Raw genomic sequence first — 23,049 nt, forward strand, 5'->3', positions numbered from 1 at the left:
CCAAAAGAGTATAACTGGCAAGAGATTCGCCAATAAATCCACCCTAAAGCAACCTACTTTTTACCCTTCGCCCAACAGCAAAATCTCTTAGCTACGCCGGGAGGAGGACGCAAGCTTCTAGCTGAAGAAGCGGCGCGACGGTATGACCGCATTTGGCAATTTTGCCCAGAAGATATAGTTAACTTAGAAACTCGCATCAACACTTGGATAGGAAAAAACCCATGACACCTTGGAAACCCTGGCATCAAGTCGTTCAATTGCGCGATGATCTCAAATCGGGAGAATTATCTCTCGCCATGTTTGCGGCTGACCTTTATGATGTAATGATGGGTCAAGCCAAACCCATTTACCAAAAACCAGATGAATTTTTTGCCCTCACTTATCCCACATTTGCCCTGCGCGAGTTAGCCAAAGATGTCGTATTGCGGTTAGCAGGGCAAAGTGAAAAAGCCATCCGCCAACTTGAACTAACTTATGGTGGTGGCAAAACTCACACTTTAATTACTCTTTACCACCTCGTCAACAACCCCGATAACCTGCCAAACTTGCCTGCCGTTGACGAATTTATCACCCACATTGGCATCGCGCCCCCTAAAACTCGCGTTGCCGCCCTCACCTTTGATAAACTCGATGCCGAAAAAGGCATGGAAGTGCAAAGTCCCGATGGCGAGAAACGCTGGTTAAAGCAGCCTTGGAGTGTTTTAGCTTTTCAACTCGCTGGAATTGAAGGGTTAAAGTTAATTAGCGCTGACAATACTGATACCGAACGAGAAAGCGCCCCCGCCGAGAATTTATGGAGTAACTTGCTCAAAATTCCGGCATCTGAAGGATTGGGAACTTTAATCCTCATTGATGAAGTGTTGATGTACGTTAGAGAAAAAGTCGCTTTGGATGAAAAATGGCGCACCCGGTTAGTCAACTTTTTCCAATATCTTCTGCAAGCAGTTACGAAAAGCGATCGCGCCTGTATCGTGGCCTCCCTTCTGGCCTCCGATCCTAATAAAAACGATACCTTTGGACGAGAACTGACCCTAGAAATTGCTAATATTTTTCAACGTCAAGAAGAAGAAAAAATACAACCTGTTGGCAAAGATGACGTGGCGGAAGTGTTACGCCGTCGATTATTTAAACCTGATTCTATTCAAGATAGAACGGCATTTAAACCCCAAGCCGTTGCAGCCTTAAAAGGAATTGCCGCCCTCGACGAACAAACCAATAAAGCACGGCACTTAGCTGAACAAAGGTTCGTACAAAACTATCCCTTTCATCCAGACTTAACCGAAATTTTTTACAGTAAATGGACGGGATTAGAAAAATTTCAACGCACACGGGGCGTGTTGCGAACCTTTACCCTCGCCCTCCGCGATGCCGAAAAGTGGGATACATCTCCTCTCATTGGTGCGAATGTATTTATTGGCGACCCTACCCAAGCTTCTCTCTCCGACGGGGCGCAAGAACTCACCAATATTGCCACCACTGAGGAATATGAAGGCAAGCGCCAGGACTGGAATAATATTATTGAAGGCGAATTAGCAAAGGCGCGAGAGTTGCAAGCGGAAACCAATTTAAAACACCGGGAAATCGAACAAGCGGTTTTTGCCACATTTTTGCACTCGCAACCGATCGGCCAAAAAGCTTTAACGCGGGAGTTACTTTTGCTTTTAGGTCACACCAACCCTGACAAAATCGAATTAGAAAAAGCTTTGATCCGGTGGGTAAATGTCTCTTGGTTTCTCGACGAAGAGATGCTTCAAGATATTGAAAGTGGGCAAAATCAACTGCCAAAATTTTGGCGATTGGGGTCAAAAGCAAATCTCAAACAAATGCACCATGAGGCCTGCAAGCATCGCGTTTCTAATGCTTTTGTTGAGAGAAGTTTAGAAGACGAAATAAAAAAATGCAAGAACCTCATCGCCGGTGCCAAAGGAACAGGCATACAGACGCATTTACTACCAAAATCTCCCAGCGATATCAAAGATGACGGCCAATTTCATTACGCAGTTCTCGACCCGCAAGCCACATCTACATCTGGCAACCCCAGCGCTTACGCCGCCAAATTCATTACCGAAACTGGCTCCAATGCCCCTCGCGCCAAAAATCGTAATGTCATAGTCCTTGCCGTACCAGATCGCAGTGGGTTAGACGTGGCGCGATCGTGCATTCGTAATTACCTCGGTTGGATGGAAGTGCAAGACCAACTGAAAAACCAAGACATGGATATCAACCGCAAACAATTGCTAGAGTCAAACCTCAAAGATTCCAAAAACAAAATTCCAGAAGCAGTAGAACAAGCTTACTGCATTGTGGTAACTGTTTCTGATAAAGATGAAATCCAAGCCTTTAAAGTGCAAGTAGGGAACGGCGAACCGTTATTTAACGTAATTAAAGCTGACTCCAAATCTCGCATTCAGGAAACCGCTATTACCGCCGAAGCCATTCTCCCCGGTGGCGCTTACGACCTCTGGCGGGAAGGCGAACCCTCGCGACGCTTCAATGACTTGGTAGGTGCATTTTCCCAACGTCCGGCGCTACCGAAAATGCTGAAAACGGAATCGATTCGCGATACGCTGATTGATGGCTGCGTGGAAGGAATTTTTGTCTTACAGTATATGCGAGGCGATCGCTCGTTTAAAACTTTCTGGCGCACACGCCCAGATGAAGTTGCCCTAAAAGAACCCAGTTTAGAAGCGGTTTTACCCGAATTTGCCGAACTTAGTGAATTAGATGCCTCGGTATTAGAACCCAACCGACTCCAGCACTTGTGGACGGGAAATATTCTCACCCTTGGCGACGTTTATCAATATTTTTCGGGCAGTCATACAATAGAAATTCCCAAAGAAGGCTATTCAGAATATGTAGCCATACCCAAAACTGAACAGAGTATTATTGACGCCGCGATCACGGAAGCTGTCAAAAGCGGTAAATTGTGCTTAATCGCAGAAAATACCTGCCTGCTGGAGGAAGACATTCCCACCGGCTTACTAACAGAAACCGCCCAACTACAACCGCCTCCTCAACCCATTTCAATTAACGATATTTTACCCGAAAATCTACCCGCAGCGTGGCAAGACGGACAAACCAATGCTGGGGCGATCGCCCAGCTTCTATCTCACGCAAAAGGACATCCTCTGCCTTGGAAAATTGTTGCAAATGCGATCGAAGGCATCTTGCGAACCGGACGCATTGCTTATGCACCCAATTCCGCCCACCTGCCTTGTCCCTATGCTGATGCCGCAACAGTTTTATTGCAACTTCCGCAGCCTGCTGTGTCACCGTCTTCAGAACCCATTCCAGATATCGCCTCTACCTCAATAACGTCCCTCACAGTACCAACTAACCCAGCACCATCAGCTTACAAAGTTGTTACAACTGCATCAACTGACACCCACAAAAACAGCGTAAAGGCGTTAGCGCAACTGTCCATTTCTGAAATTCAAGAGTTGTCTGACAAACTCACTGAAATTAAGCAGGCGGCTGTTGGGATGAACTTAAAATTCGAGTTTCACATCGAACTTAGTGGAGACTCGCCTCCTTACGATGAAGTAATCGGACAAATCAATGAAATCTTGCACAAGATTTCTGACAAATTAACCCTGCAATAGCTGAAGGTCAGAGTTAATACAAATTCCGTCCGAGCGATTCAAAGAATTAATCGCTATCTGTAAGGAGACTGACCGTTGCTTGACCTAGAAATAGCAAAGCTGTCACTAGCCACAAAGTAGCACTTAACCCTTTTATGTCACTTTAGACAGAGGAAAAATATAAATCAGGGTGAGACAGGAATATAAAAATTGAGGAAGTAAGCCTATCAACGATAGATTGAAGTTTAGCAAACCCTAAAGATAATTGAGGAATAGGAAAGACTGTAAGCCAAGGCTGAATTAAGTTAAATAGGGTAAAAGGTTTGACGGGGTGACAACCCCGTCAAAAGCCTTACCTGTATCGGATCTGCGTAACTTGAGCTAAAAAAAGAGGAGATCAAAATTTTTAATCAGCCCCATCTATCAATAATGTTACCTCAATTTTACCAAAGTCACCTGTCCAAGCAACTTAAACCGACAGAATACGCTGAGCTTTTAAATTGAGCCATTCTTCATCGGACATTTCTTGGGGCTAATAGCTCTCGGTCTACAAAAAATGCTCTCAGCGGCATCACTTCACCTCAAACGCAGCGCTTGTATCCTTAACCAAACATATCAATAAACCAGAGTGCGATCGCCCTCTCCTAACTTGCCAATTCTTCACCCGCCGCATTAAGAAATACCCCCGACGGATGCAGTAATGCAGTAAGTGCTGCAAATTCTTGCTTTGTCGGGTCGATCGCGCATTAGAGCAAGACAGAAAGAAACGGACAAACCAATACTCACCCAAGCTGACGGGAGTAAATATCGGCAACATCTACGCTGGTGGCAGAATCAGAGAAGCCTGCTAGGTAGAGGCAAATGCCAATAATGCGCGCTCGTCCAGCTCCTCTTTGAGATAGATACCAAAATCACCGCTGCGAGAAAAACACAGCGCCAAAACCAAAGCCATCAAACAGAGCCTGAACCCAGAATTGTTAACCGAAACAACGAAGATAATTGATAATTAATAATGTCTTTCGCTAAGTTAGGCGATGTTAGACAGGCTATGCCTGCAATTGCTGTCTGACCTTAGAATCACCGTGGCTTCAGTCCGGTGAGTATGTCAAAAGATACTATTCGTCATGCTGGCGGTGTGACTCGCGCTGCGGATATTATCGAACAAGCGGTTTCTACGGGTCAGTCTGTTAAAGCTGGCGTTCGCTAACCCCAAAAAACTTTATGTACACCAAATTCTCTTCATCTCCCAGCTATTCCCATCCTAAAAGATCCGTCGCATTAATAAGAAATACCCGTCTACCGGTGCAGTAATGCAGTATTTGCGGCAAACTTTCTGGTGTCAGGTCGGGTATACACCAAAATGAAAATAGAGGGACATGGGCAGGCGAAAATCCTCACCCAAGCGGAAATCGAACAGTTGTTCAACGACGGTTTGCAGAGCGATCGCGATCGCGCCCTCTTCGGAATTTGCCTCTATGCCGCCTGCCGAGTTGCCGAAGCGTGCAGCTTGAAAGTCATCGATGTTTTCACCCCGGCGGGTGTCATCCGCTCCGAAATGATTATCCGCAAAGGCAACACCAAAGGCAAACTCGGCACCCGCACTATCCCGATCATTCAAGATTTGAGGCTGCTGTTAGAAACTTACGAACATCCCTCACACCCCTACCTGTTCCCCAGCCGCCACCTCAACCACCACTGGAAGCACATGAACCCAGAAGCCGCCTCTCACCTGTTCCAAGAAGCCTGCGAAAAAGTTGGCATCATCGGCGCTTCCACCCACAGCCTCAGAAGGTCGGCACTCACTCAGATGAGCAACGCCGGGATTCCGCTGCGGATTATTCAAGAAATCAGCGGCCACCGCAACTTAGAACAATTGCAGAAATACTTAGAAGTGCGGCCCGACCAAGTAAGGGGAGCCGTCTCTGCACTCTCTACCCTTTCCTACGTCAGGAAAGCCACTTATCCTGATTCAGCTCCCCCAACCCCACAAAATCCGTTGCCCAGAGAGCAACTGTCACAAGCCCCATCCGACGACGCGGCCCAAGAAATTCCCGACTGGTGACGGGCAATTTTAGATTTTAGATTTTAGATTTTGGATTGACAGCCGCGCATCAAGAGCATCGAGTGCCGATCGCTTTCTTTCCCAAGGCAGAAGCCCTAACCCCTAGATTTGTTGTTACAATTCTCGTAGCGAAGCGGGGCGTAAGCCATCGTGTGGAGCAGGTGCATCTACAAAACCGGCTCAAAGGAGAATTGTTGACAATGTGGCTTAAATTTGGTGTTGCTCTCAGCGGCGAACTGACGAGCATTGATGAGGTTGTGCGCGGAAAAACTAACCTCGCTTGTCTCTACTGCGGTGGCGGACTCACAGCAAAAAAGGGTGCGGTGAAAGAACATCACTTCGCCCACACCGGGGAAACTTGCAAGCCCGTGTCACAGCGGATTAAAACCAAAGCGTTTCCCTCGCTTCCCCTCTACGAGCATTTCAACGTGCAACTTAAGGGAGAGGAATTGGAGCAATTGAAAGTGCTGTGGAAAGAGTACGGTGCACAGGATTACGCCATTCCCAAAGACTTGGTAAATTTTCGATGGCAGTTGAAAGGATTGCTAGAGTCGGAGGGCGATCGCTCTTATCAGTTTACTAACCTCGGTAAAATCCCCGTTGGCGCACTTCCCCTGGTGTTGTTCAACAAAGTCCAAGAACCTTTGTTGTTGTCGGAGTTGGTGAAGTTAGAGCGCTCTGTAGAGGTGGCTGAAGCTGCGGGGTTATCTTGTTTTGATGAACGGCGGGCTGATTTGCTGATTTATCGATCGCAGCTTCGTCGGATTTTGGTGAACTCGCTCTATTTCCTGGAAGTCAAAGCGGACGGTCACTGCTTCTATAAAATTGGCATTACAACTCGTCAGATTGAAGAGAGGATAGCCGAAGTGCAGCGAGATGTGAGAGGGCATTACTCGGATGTAGTTGTTAATTTGCTGGGACTTTGGGAGAGCCGGGGGAATGTGGAACTGTACTTCAAACACCGATACAAAGCGTTTAATTACCGCATCGGGAAACTGACGGAGTATTTTGCGTTTCCGAACGTCAAGGCGGTGCTGAATGATTTGTACGGGATGGAAGCAAAAGTGTTGAGTGATGTTGAGTCGGATGCGATCGGCTTGTGCGATCGCCTCTGACTAAACCCCGCAGCAGTTACGCATCGTCACCGAACTATAAGGGCTTGTGGCAGGTTCATCAAACTGGATAAGGTTAGCAATCACTACAAGATTTGGAGCTACTTTACAAGCGTCTAAGCCTTCAATATAGCGAATCAAGTTCCAGTCTACCTTATTAATAAAACCTGTTCGGGTTTCTCGCAACTTGATAACTAATGTAGTTTTCTTGGACGCTCCGCGACATAAAAATTATTTTGGTTTGCACGCGGGGATATGGTTAAAGCTATACTCCGTAACAATATCGAGTTTTTTATCGATTAGAGGCGTAGCAATCGTCAATGAATGGAGCGAAGCGCTTTGCCTCAATACTATTGAGTTAAGGCTCAAAATTTCGCATCATCCGTCAGACTGTCACTCTTAAGTGAAGCATATTGAAGTATGGAACAGCTTATCCGTAACTAAACAGCGTTAAACTGTAGTTTACCTCAGAAGCCCAAAAATCAACACTTTCTCCGAGCACTCCCCATAAATAAGCATCTATGCCTACTTTCTCCGCTAACCCCGACAACTTTGGCGAATTGCTGCAAATGGTTAAAGATGGACACGAGATCGCTTTGACAGGAGGGGAATATAAGGGGCCATTTACCATTGAACGAGCGATTTTGCTTCGGGGGGAGGGAGAAAACAGCGTCATTTTTGCCACTGACGAACCTGCCTTAAAAATCACAGTTCCCGGAGTGAAACTGGAAAACTTGACCGTTCAGCGGACTGTCGGTGGCAATACGGGAGAAGTTGCGATCGCAGCCGCAGTAAATACCGCGCCAGTTTTAGATAGAGTAAGATGTCTAGGAACCGCTCCCCACGTCCAGTGGCTAGGAGTAAGCTGGGACATTCCCGCCGCCGTCTACTTTGGGGAAATCCAAACCGACCGACACTTGGAACGAACCGAACAACTCCAACTTGGCAGCGACTGCACAGTTTCCTGCTCCCAGCCTTGGTTACAAGTACAGCAGCCTTACCTTTGTTGCGGCTTGCAGAAACTAAATATTATCGTCAATTCCAAAGATATTCCAGCCGGAACTAACCTATTTGGCTCTATTGTTTTGCAAGCATCTAGCCACAACATCTCGATAGAAATTTCTGCAATTGTTACAGCACCTCAAATAAGTAATAATCCATCCCCTCTCTCATCACAAATCGCAACAACACCTCTCAATGATCATGAGGAAAATTGGGGATATCGGTTTTTAGGGAATCAGGCGATCGATTACCTAATCCGTGAAATGGAAGGTAAAGATGCTCTGGAAAAGTATCCAGAATTTAGCGATCGCCGCGATCGTGCCGAAGACTTGCTATCTGATATTTTAGGAGACGAACCCAGGCTTTTCTATGTCCGCCGCAAAGGGCCAGGAGAAGAAACGGGAGAAGAAAAATGGGAACTAGCGATCGCCACAGATATCGAAGCAGCAAAGTTACCAGAAATCCTTGAAAAACGGCAAAAAACCTTAAGTTTATTAGCTCTTGTCACCGAAGGCAGAGCCGATGGCTTGCGCTTACTTTCTGCTCGTTTAGTTTCCCCAGAGCGAGGACATAGTGATGGTTTTTCCGTTCTTTTCTCCCTAAGTCTACACCTAAATCACCAATCGCGGAGGGGAGTGCCAACTTCAGCTTTAAATCGCATGAAAACTGTTCCCTTTTGTGGGGATTGCGTGCCGACAGAAGAACAGTTAAAAGGTTGGAAAGCCTTTTTAAAGATTGAAGAGCGAATTGCTAAGACGCGAGAATTTTTCGTACCTTTTTATGGTCATAACTACGGCTCTGCTACCCGTAAAATCACTTTTGAGATTACTGTATATGAGGCAAAACTAGACAAATCATCAGGAATTTTTCTCAAACAGGATGACTTCTGGACAAGAGCAGCTAAGGCTAGAAATGAGGATATAAAACTTGTAGTTCGAGTCGAAGAAATTCGTGAAGAAGATGATAACAAATCAGAGATAGAATCTGTCCCGCAGCCGGCAAAGTGGAATGCAATTTTATTAGGCTCGATAGAAGAGATTGACAGAGCAAAGGGATTTATCCGGGTGAGACTGGATTCTGAGTTAGTAGAAAAAATAGGAGAAGGACACTATCAGTTACCGAAAACAGGCTTTTTGTCTTTCGAGGCGGCGGGAGATTTAACTCAAATTAAGCGACAGAAAAAAGCTTTAGATGATTTGCAAATGGGAATTGCTCAGAATCCCTATGTAGGAGAGTTTTTCTTTGATGCTTCTAAGGCAAGACCCTTGCAAGCAACTGTTAAACTGAAGCCAGAGGATTTGTTACTATCTGGGGCTAATGATGACCAAGTTGCAGCAGTAGAAGCTGTGTTATGTGCACCCGATTTAGTGCTAATCCAAGGGCCACCAGGAACGGGGAAAACAACAGTCATCGCTGAAATTTCCTATCAAGTTGCCCTGCGGGGTGGGAGGACTTTAATTGCTTCTCAAGCGAATTTAGCTGTTGATAATGCGTTGAGTCGCTTAATTCATAGTCCTGTTATTCGCGCTTTGCGAAAGGGTCGTGCGGAGCGAGTGGAAGAGGAAGGGTTGCCATTTTTGGAAGATAAAGTAATTGGTAATTGGCTGAAAAATACGGCTGATGATTGTGAGAAGCGATTAGTTAAACAGCGGGAAAATATAGAGTTTTTTCGGGAATTGTTAGTAGAATCTGCGCGATTTTATGCCTATTTGGGAGAAGAGGAAAATTTACAAATAAGTCAAGAGAAGTTGCGATCGCGCAAGGTAGAGTTAGAGGAAACTTGTAGAGTGCAGGAAGGTGTCTATCAAGAAGCGGAAGCTAAACAACGCGAAATTGTTGAATATCTCCTTCCTGGTTTGGAATTGCTAATATCTCAATCTTCAATTAATTGGGAAGATGTAGCAGTCAGTAATTTATTGACAGCAGCTCTAAAACTCTGCGACAGTACCAAAGACCTTAGATTGGGGTATCTTTCTGAAGAAAGCTTCAAGGTAAAAGTTGAAAGAGCGGTTACTCTAGCTACCAAAATAAATCTTCAAATTCCTCACGATTTACGGCTTAATCATTTTCGTTTAGCGGCTTGGTTAAATAATCATCAATATCTTCCACAAATTCAAATGTCATTGTCTCATTTCCGAGATGCGATGTCATCCCTTAGAGAAGCCGAGCAAGCTGCACAAGTGTTCCGTGAGAAGTCAGCCTCCGTTCAACTTTTGGAAACAAACTATCAGCAAAGTCTTACCAACCAGAAAAACCTACAACAAAGCCTCAATAGTTGGCAAAACCGACAATCAAGAATTGTTGCACTCAGAACTAAAATAGACCAGTGGAAATCCACCGCTTATGATAGCGTTTATGTAGCGATGAAGCAATGTGTAGAAACTAATCGAGCCTTTACAGATAATCTGATTCAACTACCGCTCGATGTGGTGTCATTTGTAAATGCTACTCCTGCGCCTTGGCGATCGCATTTTGATAGGTGTAAGTCAAAACTTGCTAATTTAAGCAAAAGTGAAGCCAAGCAAAATTCTCTTGTTGAGCCTCAACTGGACGTAGTAGCCAAAGAAGTTATCAGCGGTATTGCTGTTAGTGCGCGAAACTGGCTGAACCAACAACAGGAATTAGAAGACAACCGAAAGAACTCTGTTTTAAAAGCCTTAAAAAACTGGGAATCTACAGCTTATGATAGCGTGTATGAGGAATTAAAAAAATGTTTAGAAGAGAGGCGGAGATTTACAGATAACCTGATTAAATTGCCACCTAATTTGCTGGCAATTGTCCCTACACAACCTCAGCCTTGGCGTTCTAACCTCGATAGGTGTCGCTCGAAAATTGCTAATTTAATTGCCAAACAAAGTGAAGTGCAAATTCCCAATTTTGATGCGGAATTAAGTCCCATTGCAACCGAAGTGATTGATGGTATTGCTGCCAGTATATCTCAATGGCTGAAGCAGAATCAACCGGAAGCTGAAAAACAACTCCAGCAGCTAAAACTACAGCTTAAGGAACAGCAGCCAGTGACAACAAAGCAACAGCAGGCAATAGCAAATGCTAAAAAGGAATTAGAGGCTCTTCAGCGTGAATCTGAAGCCAAGTCACAAAGAGCGATACAAGTCTTAGCAAAATTGAGCAAGGAGTCAGGTATTCCCGCAAACTTACGCATTTTAGCTATGCGGTATCACTCCTTTCAGTTTTTTTCACAAGCGCTCGCTAACACACCTGTATCAGAATTTTTGGAACGAGCAAAGCCGTGGGAAAATCAGATCAGTCAGCTTGAACAATTAATCTCCTCACTCGCTCCATTATTAGGAGTACAAGAAACAAAAGAGACTCTTACAACCATTCAAGCAAGCTTACAAAAGGCGGTTAGTAATGCCTTAAATCAACTTCGAGAATATCAAAATCAGCTTCAGCAAATGGACGTTCAACTGCAACAGCTCCAACAACAGCAACTACCACCAACTTTAATTTCTGAACGAAAATGGTGGGAGTCAGCATGGCAAAGTATCCCCGATCGCCTTAAACCACCAATTTCTGTCAACGGATTATTTGATTTGAACTTCTTACGCATAGTAAAAACGCAATTCGATGCTTGGCATCAAGAACTAACTCAAGAAGAATCCCAGCTCAAAGGCTATGAGAACCTAACTCATGATTGGATAGCCAAACTCCGTAACCCCTCCGAACAAGATCAGAGTGAATTGAGGCAAGTGTACATCGACAATGCCAACGTCATCGGTATTACTTGCAGCCAAGTAGCAGGTTACGGTTTCAAAGAATTTACTAATTTCGATGTAGTCATCATTGACGAAGTGAGCAAATGTACGCCTCCAGAAATTCTGATACCTGCACTCAAAGGTAAAAAATTAGTATTGATTGGTGACTACCGCCAATTACCGCCAATGCTACATGAAAAGAGTTTAGAGGAAATCGCGACAGAAATGGGAAGCGAACCGGATGATATTAGCTTTCTGGAAGAATCTCTCTTTAAGAAACAATTTGAAGCTGCACCAGAAAGCATCAAGCGACGGCTGACTATTCAGTATCGGATGCACCCCTACATTATGGGAGCGATTAATCAATTTTACGACCATAGCCTGCGTTGTGGGATTATTGAGCCTGAGAAGGTGCGATCGCACAATTTAGCAGGCGACATCATCCGATCTGAACATCACCTGCTCTGGGTAAAAATGCCGCAAGAACAGAGTTTTCAAGAGCAGTTAGAGGGAACTTCAAGGTATAATCTTAAGGAAGTCGAGGTGATTGACATTCTCTGCGAACAAATGGAGGATGTGTGGAGCCTGAAAGTTGCGGAAGGAGAACCCAAAAAAGAAATTGGCATCATTACCTTTTATGGTGCTCAATTGAGGCGAATTGAAGAAATGCTTAGCGATCGCAAATTTCCCTCACTTTCCATTAGAACGGGTACTGTTGACAGATTTCAGGGCATGGAACGAGCAGTTATTATTGTCAGCATGGTGAGGAACAACCCTAATGGAGATATTGGTTTTGCTAAAAAGCCAGAACGGGTAAACGTCGCCTTTTCCCGCGCTCAAGAATTGCTGGTAGTTGTGGGATGCCATTCACTTTTTACACAGCATAAAGGTAAAGTTGGAAGTATGTATTCAGAAATAGCAAATATTGTACGCCGAAATGGAGGACTGATTGATGTTTCTAGTATCCTCTCCTAAACCAATTGACCCCCAATTACAGGATTTTGTTCAACAAATAGAAAAGCAAAGTCCGGCTGGCATATCAGTGCTGGCTGGTCGTCAATTCCGCTATCCTTTAGAGCAAATATCAGTAGAAGTTACTATTAGCGAACCTCGCAAATTTAACATTCTGGAAGAATTTATTCTCCGCGCTGGTATGGAGAGTGAATTGATACCCACTGAAAATGAACTAGCAGCAGCATTAGGTCTTGATCCCGTATTTGTGCAAAATACTGCTAAGACTCTGCGGAGTTTAGAAACTTTAGCTTGGACATCGGATGCCAAAATTATTCTAACCCCTCAAGGTCGGCAATTTTATCTGGAAGGTTCTGTGCCGCAACCACCACAAACAAAGCAAATTTATGCGATCGCTGACCCCTTGCAAGGAAATCTATTTTTTGTATTTTCCCCTGTAGAGGCAGTAGAAATTGACCTACCAAAATTTGGTGATTTTATCACCCTGGAAAATCGGTGTCAAGAAATGTCTGAGTTAGGACTTGAGGAACTCCAACGAATTATTCAGGGTTCTGGTTTAGGCTTGCACGTTCCTGAAGATGGGAAAATCATTACTGCTGCTTTTTTCACCAAGGAGAGCCAAACTATCTGGCAATCTGTTTCAATTTTTGTTATTTTTGATGCGCTTGAAGATGCCATTAAGTTGCAAATGAGACGAGGAAAACAAATTTTACATTATGCCTCTGATTTACTTGACATTTTCCAAAGTGAAGGAAAAGTTTCTTTACAAACTTTGTTATATTTGAGTGATGAAACGATTGCTGCGGAGCGTGAACAACTCCTCAATCAACGAAATAAAGAAGTTGAAGACAGAATTAAGAAAATTGAACAGCAGGCGATTGAAACTGTTAAAGAATTGAGGGAAACTGGAAAACAAGTTCCGCCGAAGGGAAGTCAGGAAAAAGACCAGGTAATTTTACTGCGAGATATTCAAATTCGCCAATCTTTTTTAGAAACTTTGAGAGGAGGAAATCATCAAGTCTTAATTTATTCTCCTTGGGTAAGCCAGGAAGTGGTAGATAATGAGTTTATCCAATTACTCCAAAATTTAGCTAATAGGGGAGTATGGGTTTTAATTGGTCACGGTATTTCTCGGAGACAAGAGAATGAAAGCAGACCCATACCGCCACAAGTTGAGCAAAAGCTAAGAGAAATTAAAACGCGGGAAGGTTTGTCAGCAGTGCAGGTATTTTGGCTGGGAAATTCTCATGCGAAGGAAGTTGTTGTAGATCGGGAAGTTCACTTGTGCGGTTCTCACAATTGGCTATCTTATCGGGGCGATAAGCTACCACGCGGTGAGACGGTTTATAAGGTTACGGCTACTGATAAAGTTGAGGAAGCTTATGATTTTCTAGCAGTTCGGTTTAAGGATCATGCTCAAAAATCATGGGAGTTAGCGGTGAAAAATCGGAATGCTAATTTAGCGGAAACATCGCTTTGCACTTGGGGAGCGTTGGGAATGGAGGAAATGGCATTAAACGAATTGCAACTCGCTAATTGGTTAGAACTTTATCCGGTGTGGCTAAATGTGGTTCGTCAGGGGTTAAGAGCGAAAAAGATATCCCCGGATTCACCTTATTTGGCAACAGGAATTTCAATGGTGAGTCAATTTTCGGAGGCAGACCCTAATCTTGAGTTATTGCAGTCGAGTTTGCGTCAAGTTATGGGTGCGATCTCCGCCTTAAATCGCCACCAAGCTTTGAGGCTATTAAATGAACATTGGTCACAATTCCGTCGCCTGAACATTGCAGACTCGGCGTTAGTAAAGCCTGATGATTTTATTTTAAAATATGTTGTTAAAGAACTCGATCGCCCTCAAAAAACATCAGGTAAAAAAGCATCTCTTAAAAAAAAGAGGAGTAAGCAAGGTTGAAAAAGTTACAGCATTTATTATTAGTTGCTGCCCGACCATAAGAATGAAAGCTGCTGCTATTGAGATTTCATCTATTTTTGGTACTTCTGCGAAGGTAACTTTAACACTCACACCTCTCTCTTTGTGATTAATTTCATCTAAATAGCCAGCAGATTGATTTATCTGGTACTTGGACACAGGTCACGGCCAGTTGGCGGTTTATGGCGCGCTTGTAGCTCTCTTCTTCAGAAATCCGTTGTAAGGTGGTGGGATGGCGGAAATATACCACACCGCAGACACCATCTATGCTCGTGCTATCCCCGGCACAAGGTCTTTCTCCGCGCCCTTGTAATCCCCACGTCATTTTTGTTTGCCTGCCATCGAACCAGCGCAAAGTCCTTCCTCCGCCTCCAGTCCAAGAAACCGACTCATAGATGCAGGTTTGTTTAACTTCTATCTTGTCTTGGCGAAGCAACCAACAGGAAACAGATGCTCCCTCAATTCTCCCTGCGCGTGCAGGTGTGGCAACAATACCCAGTGCTAGAATCGGTAGGAAAACCGACAAAGTTTTCAAGTTTTTATTCACGGTTAACATATTCGGAAATAAGGGGAGTGTCAGGCTTGGCGAGTTCTCTTGTCACCACGACCAATCTATTACCAAACTTGTTGCCGATCGCCACCGATACGCCAATTTTTGGAGAAACCGAACCAAACCCAACACCAACCATGCCCCCAATCTCGAAGAGTGCGGTCGCTACACTTTATATGCACGCAACCCGAGCCCCCATTGCATCGGCTTGCCTAACTAATTATTTCGCGTGTTCCAATCAAGGTCGTGTTGCGGGGTTTGTACGAAACGAGGCCCAAAGTGCGAGCGTGATTTTGAATCGGATGCGAAAGGCGATCGAGATGGAAGATGAGGTGAGTCAAAATTGAGAGAGCAGCGGGTTAGATAAGTGCCCAGAAGGCGCAGCCATCGTTCCCAAGTACAAACATTAACCATTACACCGTAATTTAAAAACCAAAAATCTCTTGTAGTATGCTACACTACACTAATTACTCAGCAAACAAATATATGTTATCCAGCAACTATTTACAGAATCCAAAGCTTTACGAAGGACACCAACCTAATGAGCCGATACTGTTGTATGAAGGTGCGGCAGAAATTGTTCAGGAAAGTAATGTTATCGAGGGAGAAGCAACTGTAAAGTTTGCATGGTTTCCCGCACCACATACCAAATTTGAATTTATTTATGCAAATCAAACAGACTTAGAATCTGGGCAAGTGACTCTCAACCTGACAGAAATGGGAGTCATAACAGAACCCTACCCTTTGAAAATCACAAGTAACGGCAATCGCAGCCGAATTGAGATTGCTGGATTTTTTAATAAGCCAGTTATTATTGGCACGAAAGTAAAAATAAAATCCTTGCTCTTTCATTTAACTAATATTCCGTTTTTTACCGCCCATGCTTGTTCTCAACGGGAAGACGACACCGACTGGGATTGGGATTTAGACACTTGGTTTGGGCAGTTTGTTTACAAAACCGATCGGTGGCGGATAGTGCTGGTAACAATGAACAGCGCACCAGATACGAAAGAACTGCTTGAAGAACAAGGAGGTTATGCCTTCACCCATGCCTGCAAATTGGAACGAACTGACAAAAACCTGTTTAGCCTGGACGAAGCCAACGAACTGTTAGAAGCATTTTCCGAATATCTTTCTTTCGCACGAGGAATAAGAGTCGCTCCCATATTTTTGACTGGTTATGATGAAGCAGGAAAGCAGGTCTGGGAAGAGTGGTTCACTCTGGTCGAAGCAGACCCTTGGCAAAATGGCTGTATCTGGTTTGACATTGATTCTACAGAAGTAGTTGATATATTCCCAGGGTTTATGCGCCGCTGGGAAAATGACAACTGGCGAGAGCTAGTGCAAGAGTCAATTCACTGGTATTTAGAAAGCAACAAAAAAGCGGGTGGCATAAATGGTTCAATTGTTTTAGAGCAAACAGCTTTGGAAAGGTTAGCGTGGGTGTTTTTGGTAGAAGAAAAGAGGAGCATCAGCGCGCATGGATTTGAAAAAATTCCAGCCGCCGATCAAATTAGATTGTTGCTTTCGCAACTGGGGATTGACTCGTCAATACACCACCGTTGGACTGATTTGGTTCAGCAGTCAAAGGAATACAACTGGGTTGATGGGCCGCAGGCAATTACCGAATTGCGAAACGCCATAGTTCATCCCAGAAGCAAAGAGCGCAGGAAGGCAAGCCGCATTTCTGACAGTACCAGATATCAAGCGTGGCAATTGGGCCTTAATTACCTGGAACAAGTTTTGTTGAAGCTCTTTGATTATCCCTGGCAACTCGATTGGGAGGACAGCGAATGAGCGAGGAATCTTGCGATAACACGGCTTACCCCTTCAAAGTAGTGGTTCAGCCTTTCCCCAAGCAACATACTAAGTTAGCCGCTCAGTTAACAGCCGTTTTATCATGATGTCGGCTCAATAACCCAGTGAAAATGATGAAAGAAGACACCATCGAAATTGTTGGTTTTCACGCACATATTTACTTTGACAATGATAGCCGCGATGCCGCAGAGCACGTGCGCGAAGGATTGGCTCAATTTGAGGTGCAGTTAGGGCGCTGGCACGACAAACCCATCGGGCCCCACCCCCAAGCGATGTATCAAGTTGCGTTTTTACCCCCGCAGTTTGGCAAAGTCGTTCCTTGGTTGATGCTCCACCGCGAGGGGTTAGATATTCTCGTCCATCCCGAAACAGGCGACGATCTGGCAGACCACACCCTACATTCTCTGTGGCTGGGAGAAAAACTAGAGCTGAATGTCGAAGTTCTGCGACCTAGGACAGCCAGCACCAGCGGGTGAGCTCACGCTCCGTAAAAAGTAGCAGTTCCTTTGTCATCACCGTGAACTCCGATGCCCGATCTCTGGTTGCCGACACCCGATCGATTTGGATGCAGTGCAGTGCCGTAGACTTTAGATGGGGTGCTGGCGTTTTGATTCCAATAATGGGGTGCTGGCGTTTTGATTCCAATAATTCAGTCTCTACCGGGTGTTTCTTAACCTTTATTTACCTCATGTCCTCGGAAAGCCGTTATCTCGGCTATACGGCGAAGAATGTTCCTCAACCTTGGGAACAGGCTATCTCTCTGCTGTTTGGTATTATTGAAACTTAGATTTGGTAAGGCTTGGGTGGTTTATCTTGCACTTTTTTACACATGTTTTGGCTCAATGCCTATATGTAGTAGCGAGTTTAATTAGTCTTGTCCAGCCCTATCAAGTAATTCCTCCATCCCGTATACACCCAATCTCAAAAAACGGTCTTGTAGGTTAATAGCACGCTGGATTAGTTGTGGATCATTGGTTTCATCTGCTTCCCGTAAAATTTCGTTTAATGCTGAAATTAATGGTTGCGTTTCCCATAGTTGACTTGCATCTATCGTTGTTTCTAATTTTTGGGCTAATGCCTCAGTTAATTCCAGTACAGATAACGAATTTCGACATGATTCATAACCTAACCATTCAAGAAAGCCCTGAAAATCAAACTCACTTGTGGATCCTGGAAGTGCTTTAATAAAAGCAAAAGCAAACTCATGCGGAATTAAAGTTATTTTATTGTCTTTAAAACATTTATCTATTTCTCTAATAATGTTATCAGATAAATTTTCATGTTCTAAAACAGCAAATAGTCCAGAGATACATTTGGATGTATGTTCTTGTAAGCTTAAATTAGCCGTAAATACTTTAGTTACTCCCAGCAATGCGGCATGACTATTGTTTTTTTTCAATGCTTCAAATAATTCTGACAGACTGATATGTCCAGCCAAGCTGGCTAATGTAGAAATTCGTCCCCAAATACCGCTAGATTCTTCCATTCCTTCGTGCAAAAGACGATTTAAGTACGGCGCCACTCGGTCAAAATTGTTTTGATACTGATAATACAAACACCTGTCTGTATATTTCCATAGATGGGATTGCGGTTCTTTAAAAACATCCGCTAACAGTTGCCATCCCAAATCAGGCTTTTTGTACATTAGGAAAGGAAGACGTTGAAGAACAGGAATACGGACATAAATTGCTGTATCGCCTGCAACGTTACGCAGTAGTAACAACAGCAATTCAGGGACAGGCTGTTCTTTTTCTAATAATCGATTGCAGAGCGTTATTGCGCTTTGTGCTGCAACACCATGTATCGAATTAAAAGCGGCGGAAACGATATCTTGGTTATTTGCTCTGATGTCTCTATCGCTCGAATATTTCGCGTATAGCCAAAATAGCAATAATGATAAGCGTTCGGCTGACTCAGAATCAATTAATACCTCACAGCAAGCTTCTAAGGCTTTACTAACTATCCTACCATTCTCCCAAATAATCCAATAGCGTTCCAGCCAATTGAGCAAAGTAGCTGCGAGTGTTTCTTGTTCGGGAAGGGGTTCTATCGGTTCCGATTGCTGTGCTGGTCTTAAGTTACCAACACGATAACGCAGATGAAGCGCGACTCCCTCTACAATATTGTCTACATAATCTTTGTGCAGATTTTCTTCGATAAAACGGGTAAATAAAACTACGAAACGTCCAGGGTTTAAGGAGCAAGCATCGCGCAGTACGCTTTTAACCTCACTAAATCCACCCAACCTATCTACTGTATCAAAATCAAATCCGTTTTGGCTTCGATGTATTTGGTAATAACGCAGTAACTGAAAGATGCCTCGATCTGATAGCTTGAGCAAGTCTTGTGGAGATAGCGGTGGTCCTACAAATCCACCCCAACTATAAATGTTAGGTTCAGGACGGGTGTCGCCAAAATATTTTTCTCCATTATCAATAAATTCCTGAAATTTTTCGATTCGGAAGTAGGATGGAATTGAAAGGCATAAATAGAATAGATCGTCGTACACCTCAAAAGAATATTCTTTTTCATATTCCTTTCGCTCTGACACAAGCAACAAAATCATTGTTTGATTAGCTTCTCGCGCTGATTGTGAGAGTTTGGGGTAAGCCATGTGCATTAGTTTACTTAGTTCGTCACTTAAATCACTATGGCGAAAAAGTTGCTCATCTTGTAACAGGCTTTCTATTCCACAAATAGAGCAGGAATCACAAATATTTTCTTGATAAGCTTCAATGAGAAAGTAACGTATAGCTAATTCTTGAAAGTTTTGCAACCGAGATTCATTTTCCCGCCACCAAGCGTTGTTTTGGCGAACGCGATGTTTAAGCGCCTTCTCCACAACATCAAGTAAGACGTTAAGGTCATCACAAGGAAGGATGTCATTACTACTGTGTCTTCCTACCCATGATGTATCGTGTAAAAAATGGCTCCCTCTACCTTCTCTATATCTCGTAGCGCTCCAAGATTCCAATTCACCTAAAACTAAATCAAATAATATATCGGACTGACAAAGGCGTACTTCTAGAAAGTCATCTTTGTGGAAATTATGAGGCCTACAACGCAGTTTCCCTAAATTACAATTATCTACATCTTCGGTTGAAATATTTTTGGTAATGTACCTCCACAACAAGTCATCTCCAGAATTTGTTGCTTGCACCCATTGACTAAGATATTTGCCAAGCCGGGTATCTTTAGCATTAACATTTTCAATTAGCTGTTCCAGTATTTCACGGATACCATCAGTATTCCAAGCTTCAAAATTGTTTAACCTAAAGCTAATGGTATTTGCGACATTTTGCTCATTCGCCCATGGTATCTTGATTGCTTCGCTCCAAAATGCCACGACTTCTACAGGGTATACATTCATCCACACATTCAGATGCCGAACAAACTCAAGCAACCAAGTTTCCCGTTCTGTTGTTAATAGAACTTCAGGAAACCACTGCTTCGTGAGAATATCGAACCAAGCTCGATTTTTTACTCGCCACAACAAACGTCGAAATAAATCTGGGAAGTTTTGGAAAATTCTACGCAGCAATCGCCAATCTTCATCCACGGGTGATATTTCGGAAAAGGATTCGCAAATAAGACGCTTAACATGATAAGCAATTCCCTCATGGGACAACACCTCCCACACCTGTCGCCTAAATATGTCGGGTTGAGAAGCACGCAGATAAAAGAAAAATGCTCGAACTGCGGGACGGATAAAAGGTAGCTGAGGATGAACGAGAATAAATTGCGCTAAAGTTTGGTTTTTAGCTAACGCAGCTCGGACGGTAATACATTCTAGTAAAGTTTGATGACTGAATTCCAAAAGACTAGGCGAATTTTCTAGCAGCACCTCCTGACTGATCAACTGCCTGACAATATCTTCGCTGGTTCCAAAAGATATTTTACTGCACAACTTCGTTTTCGGTCGCTGCTGCATTAACTTTTCAGCCATATTTTGCAATGCAACAATAGCATCAGTACCAAGCGTTTGTTTTTTGACTACGACTTCCTCAAGAAAACTGTTGTACAGTTCGTAAGCAGATGCAGGTTGCAACTGAACACCAAGTTTTGCCAGTTTCTCGTAAATCCGCAAGTTTTGAGGTATTTGCAACAAGACCCGCAGTTCAGGGGTTATATTGGAAATATCAACATTCCAGTTGATTAAGAAAGGTTTAACTTCATCATCAAAATCAAGTGGTTGTAAGTTGACTTTATGTTGCCAAGAACGACCTCGAAGTAAAGGGTCATACTCTAAGTCAAAAATGCGGCAAGCTGTAATAATAGTTACTCCCTTTATTTTTTCAAGACGGTCGATAATTCTCAGAAAAACCTTGAGGGCATCATGCTGACGACTTAGCGACAAAACATCTAGGGAATCAATTATCACGACAGTTGGACGAAATTTTGTCAGACGAGCACATTGACCCACAATATCTTCGGGTAAGCCATTCGCTACTAAGTTGTGTTCGCTTTCGGCATTTGTAAACTGGTCTCCTTTAATAAATAAAAGTCCCCAAGCTGACTCTTTATCGCGCTCAATGTAATCTACAAGGTCGAGTAACAAGCAAGTTTTACCGCTACCGGGACGGTCTGTGAGTAGAATGCTTCGACTTCCCTGCTCAATTAATTCGATTAGTTTTGGTAACTCGGAACGGGGAATAGGTTTACCGTCTATGGTTCGCAACCAATTTCGCCCAATACTTGAAGCTTGTTTGAATTCTGCAAGGATTTCTGCCTCAGTACGTTTTGGTGTTGGACTTAATCCGTGTCTGGCTAATTCAGCCAATACATCTGACTGGGTGATAATATATTTTGTATCTCTTAAATGGGTTTCGTGACTTTGCAGATAACGCTCTAGTATGGGCTTCGCAACGTTAGCTTTTGGTATGAGTCGTTCGAGGTCTAATAGATTTTGACGATCCCAGTCATCGAACTCGTGAGTTGAGCCAAAGCTTATTTTCCGAACCAGAGAATAGGTAATCTCTTCTGAACGCCCTAAAATTTTTGCAAGTTTTTCTAGGGATTCCAACTGATTTTTAGGTGCATCCCGATGAAAAGCCGAGTATTCAGGAAAGTATCCGCAATCCTCAACTAGCTTTTTCAACTCGCTAAATGGAGAACGCGAATAAAACCTAACTTCAGAGTTTTCTCGCGATTCCAGTTGGTCTCTAGCCTTACATAATTCTTTCTTTAACTCTGCATCTGAGAATGACCAAGCTTCATGCTGAGGTTGATTTTTTTTGGCTTGGATAAAACAAGCATAACCATTTTTGTAGAGAACAACAATATCATCTACAGTTACTGAAGAATATTCCCCTGGTATCCCTGTTGAATTAACTTGAATGCTTTCGATAGTATCGTCTTCTAAAAGTCGAATCAACCAGTGCAGCGCTACACGCAGTTGATATTCATCTCCAAGGCTAGACCTTCTTCCTGCAATGCTCATACTTATTTCAATTCAATCTTTTTACAAAAACCTACTGCGTCTTGTACGAGTGTAATTTTTATTCTACAACTCAGAGTTTTTTTCGGCGATGTAGCACAGGCGAGAGCGCTGCTTCGGAATGTCGATCGCGCTCCCCAGGCATTCTATTGAGGTGAGTAACGCAGCAGTGCAGTAAACCGTACTTGCTGGGTTCGGTAGTCCGCTAACTAAATTCTTTGCTCAGAAGTATAATTGATTAATTAGTCAACGCCAACTAATATCCGGTCATTATAATTTATTTGAACTAACAGATGACAGTTAAAGCTATTTCTGCCACCATCCTTTTAGCTGCAATTCCGCTGATTGTTTATCAGCTTCCCGATGGCGGCTACAAAGTCGATGCGATTGGAGTTATGGGTGCGGTGGACAAGCAAAAACAATCGCTGACCCGGTTCATCACTGGGAAATCGCCTTTAGCTCTACCTTTCAAGAGATACAATTTTACGCAAGCCCAAAGCATTCCAGTGGAAGGTAACGCTCAATTAATCAAGCCTATTCCCATTGCATTAGCTACGGCATACTGGCTCAATGAAGCAACCAAAGGCAACGTGAAAGCTCGAGCTTTAGTTCAAGCCAGCATGGCAGAATCTATCGAACGGCGGGCTGATGCAGCATTCAGCATCAAGCGTACTGAACCAGAGTACAACTTGCGGTTTGGTAAATTCGTTGATTCGGTTATGTTGGAGAACCGAAAAGAGGTTATCGAACGGCGGCTTCCGGGTGACGATTTGTACTTGCCAGATGGGATTAACTAACCAGAAGTGCGATCGTTCCTACAGCTACGCTAGTTTATTGAATTTGTTCATTTTATCCTCAAAGTACCTTGA

At 43.7% G+C, this 23,049-nt stretch carries 13 protein-coding genes and 1 pseudogene; 10 read left to right on the top strand and 4 right to left on the bottom strand.

Annotation, left to right across the window (positions count from 1 at the left end):
- Nucleotides 1-221: 221 nt before the first annotated feature.
- Entirely contained in the window at nt 222-3,602 is a 3,381-nt protein-coding gene (locus tag QUA00_RS05785) for a DUF499 domain-containing protein (RefSeq protein WP_333409003.1), read from the top strand.
- Nucleotides 3,603-3,744: 142 nt separating this feature from the next.
- Here the strand turns inward: QUA00_RS05785 and QUA00_RS05790 are convergent.
- Both QUA00_RS05790 and QUA00_RS05795 read right to left on the bottom strand, forming a co-directional pair.
- Nucleotides 3,745-3,909: pseudogene (locus tag QUA00_RS05790) on the bottom strand (IS701 family transposase); the annotation flags it as partial.
- 243 nt (nt 3,910-4,152) lie between these two features.
- Nucleotides 4,153-4,398, bottom strand: a complete 246-nt coding sequence (locus QUA00_RS05795; protein WP_333409004.1) for a hypothetical protein — start codon at nt 4,396-4,398, stop codon at nt 4,153-4,155.
- Nucleotides 4,399-4,941: 543 nt separating this feature from the next.
- Here QUA00_RS05795 and QUA00_RS05800 point away from each other — a divergent pair.
- The 4 genes from QUA00_RS05800 to QUA00_RS05815 all read left to right on the top strand — a co-directional run bounded on the left by QUA00_RS05800 (nt 4,942) and on the right by QUA00_RS05815 (nt 14,357).
- Nucleotides 4,942-5,643, top strand: coding sequence for a tyrosine-type recombinase/integrase (locus QUA00_RS05800; protein ID WP_333409005.1), 702 nt, complete (start codon nt 4,942-4,944; stop codon nt 5,641-5,643).
- Nucleotides 5,644-5,678: 35 nt separating this feature from the next.
- Nucleotides 5,679-6,758, top strand: coding sequence for a GIY-YIG nuclease family protein (locus QUA00_RS05805; protein ID WP_333409006.1), 1,080 nt, complete (start codon nt 5,679-5,681; stop codon nt 6,756-6,758).
- Nucleotides 6,759-7,276: 518 nt separating this feature from the next.
- Nucleotides 7,277-12,448, top strand: coding sequence for an AAA domain-containing protein (locus QUA00_RS05810; RefSeq protein ID WP_333409007.1), 5,172 nt, complete (start codon nt 7,277-7,279; stop codon nt 12,446-12,448).
- The gene (locus QUA00_RS05815) at nt 12,426-14,357 is read left to right on the top strand and encodes a hypothetical protein (RefSeq protein ID WP_333409008.1); all 1,932 of its coding nucleotides are present in this window, start codon (nt 12,426-12,428) and stop codon (nt 14,355-14,357) included. Before QUA00_RS05810 ends, QUA00_RS05815 begins: the two co-directional genes overlap by 23 nt.
- Before the next feature lie 133 nt (nt 14,358-14,490).
- Here QUA00_RS05815 and QUA00_RS05820 read toward each other — a convergent pair whose 3' ends face one another.
- Nucleotides 14,491-14,931, bottom strand: a complete 441-nt coding sequence (locus tag QUA00_RS05820; protein WP_333409009.1) for a hypothetical protein — start codon at nt 14,929-14,931, stop codon at nt 14,491-14,493.
- Between the two features lie 26 nt (nt 14,932-14,957).
- On the opposite strand from QUA00_RS05820, the gene QUA00_RS05825 reads away from it, so the two are divergent.
- From QUA00_RS05825 to QUA00_RS05840, 4 genes are all read left to right on the top strand, one after another.
- A complete protein-coding gene (locus tag QUA00_RS05825) occupies nt 14,958-15,272 on the top strand; it encodes a hypothetical protein (RefSeq protein ID WP_333409010.1) in 315 nt (104 codons plus the stop codon).
- A gap of 139 nt (nt 15,273-15,411) precedes the next feature.
- Nucleotides 15,412-16,722: a hypothetical protein gene (locus QUA00_RS05830; protein WP_333409011.1), complete on the top strand. Its 1,311-nt coding sequence runs from the start codon at nt 15,412-15,414 to the stop codon at nt 16,720-16,722.
- Between the two features lie 134 nt (nt 16,723-16,856).
- Nucleotides 16,857-17,219: a DOPA 4,5-dioxygenase family protein gene (locus tag QUA00_RS05835; RefSeq protein WP_333409013.1), complete on the top strand. Its 363-nt coding sequence runs from the start codon at nt 16,857-16,859 to the stop codon at nt 17,217-17,219.
- Nucleotides 17,216-17,530 (top strand): hypothetical protein, encoded by a 315-nt coding sequence (locus tag QUA00_RS05840; protein ID WP_333409015.1) that lies wholly within the window; start codon nt 17,216-17,218, stop codon nt 17,528-17,530. Before QUA00_RS05835 ends, QUA00_RS05840 begins: the two co-directional genes overlap by 4 nt.
- 81 nt (nt 17,531-17,611) lie before the next feature.
- Here QUA00_RS05840 and QUA00_RS05845 read toward each other — a convergent pair whose 3' ends face one another.
- The gene (locus tag QUA00_RS05845) at nt 17,612-22,183 is read right to left on the bottom strand and encodes an ATP-binding protein (protein ID WP_333409016.1); all 4,572 of its coding nucleotides are present in this window, start codon (nt 22,181-22,183) and stop codon (nt 17,612-17,614) included.
- A 290-nt stretch (nt 22,184-22,473) separates the two neighbouring features.
- On the opposite strand from QUA00_RS05845, the gene QUA00_RS05850 reads away from it, so the two are divergent.
- The gene (locus QUA00_RS05850) at nt 22,474-22,977 is read left to right on the top strand and encodes a hypothetical protein (protein ID WP_333409017.1); all 504 of its coding nucleotides are present in this window, start codon (nt 22,474-22,476) and stop codon (nt 22,975-22,977) included.
- Nucleotides 22,978-23,049 lie beyond the last annotated feature (72 nt).

It is taken from the genome of Microcoleus sp. T2B6, from assembly GCF_036700475.1.
GTDB lineage: Bacteria > Cyanobacteriota > Cyanobacteriia > Cyanobacteriales > Microcoleaceae > Microcoleus.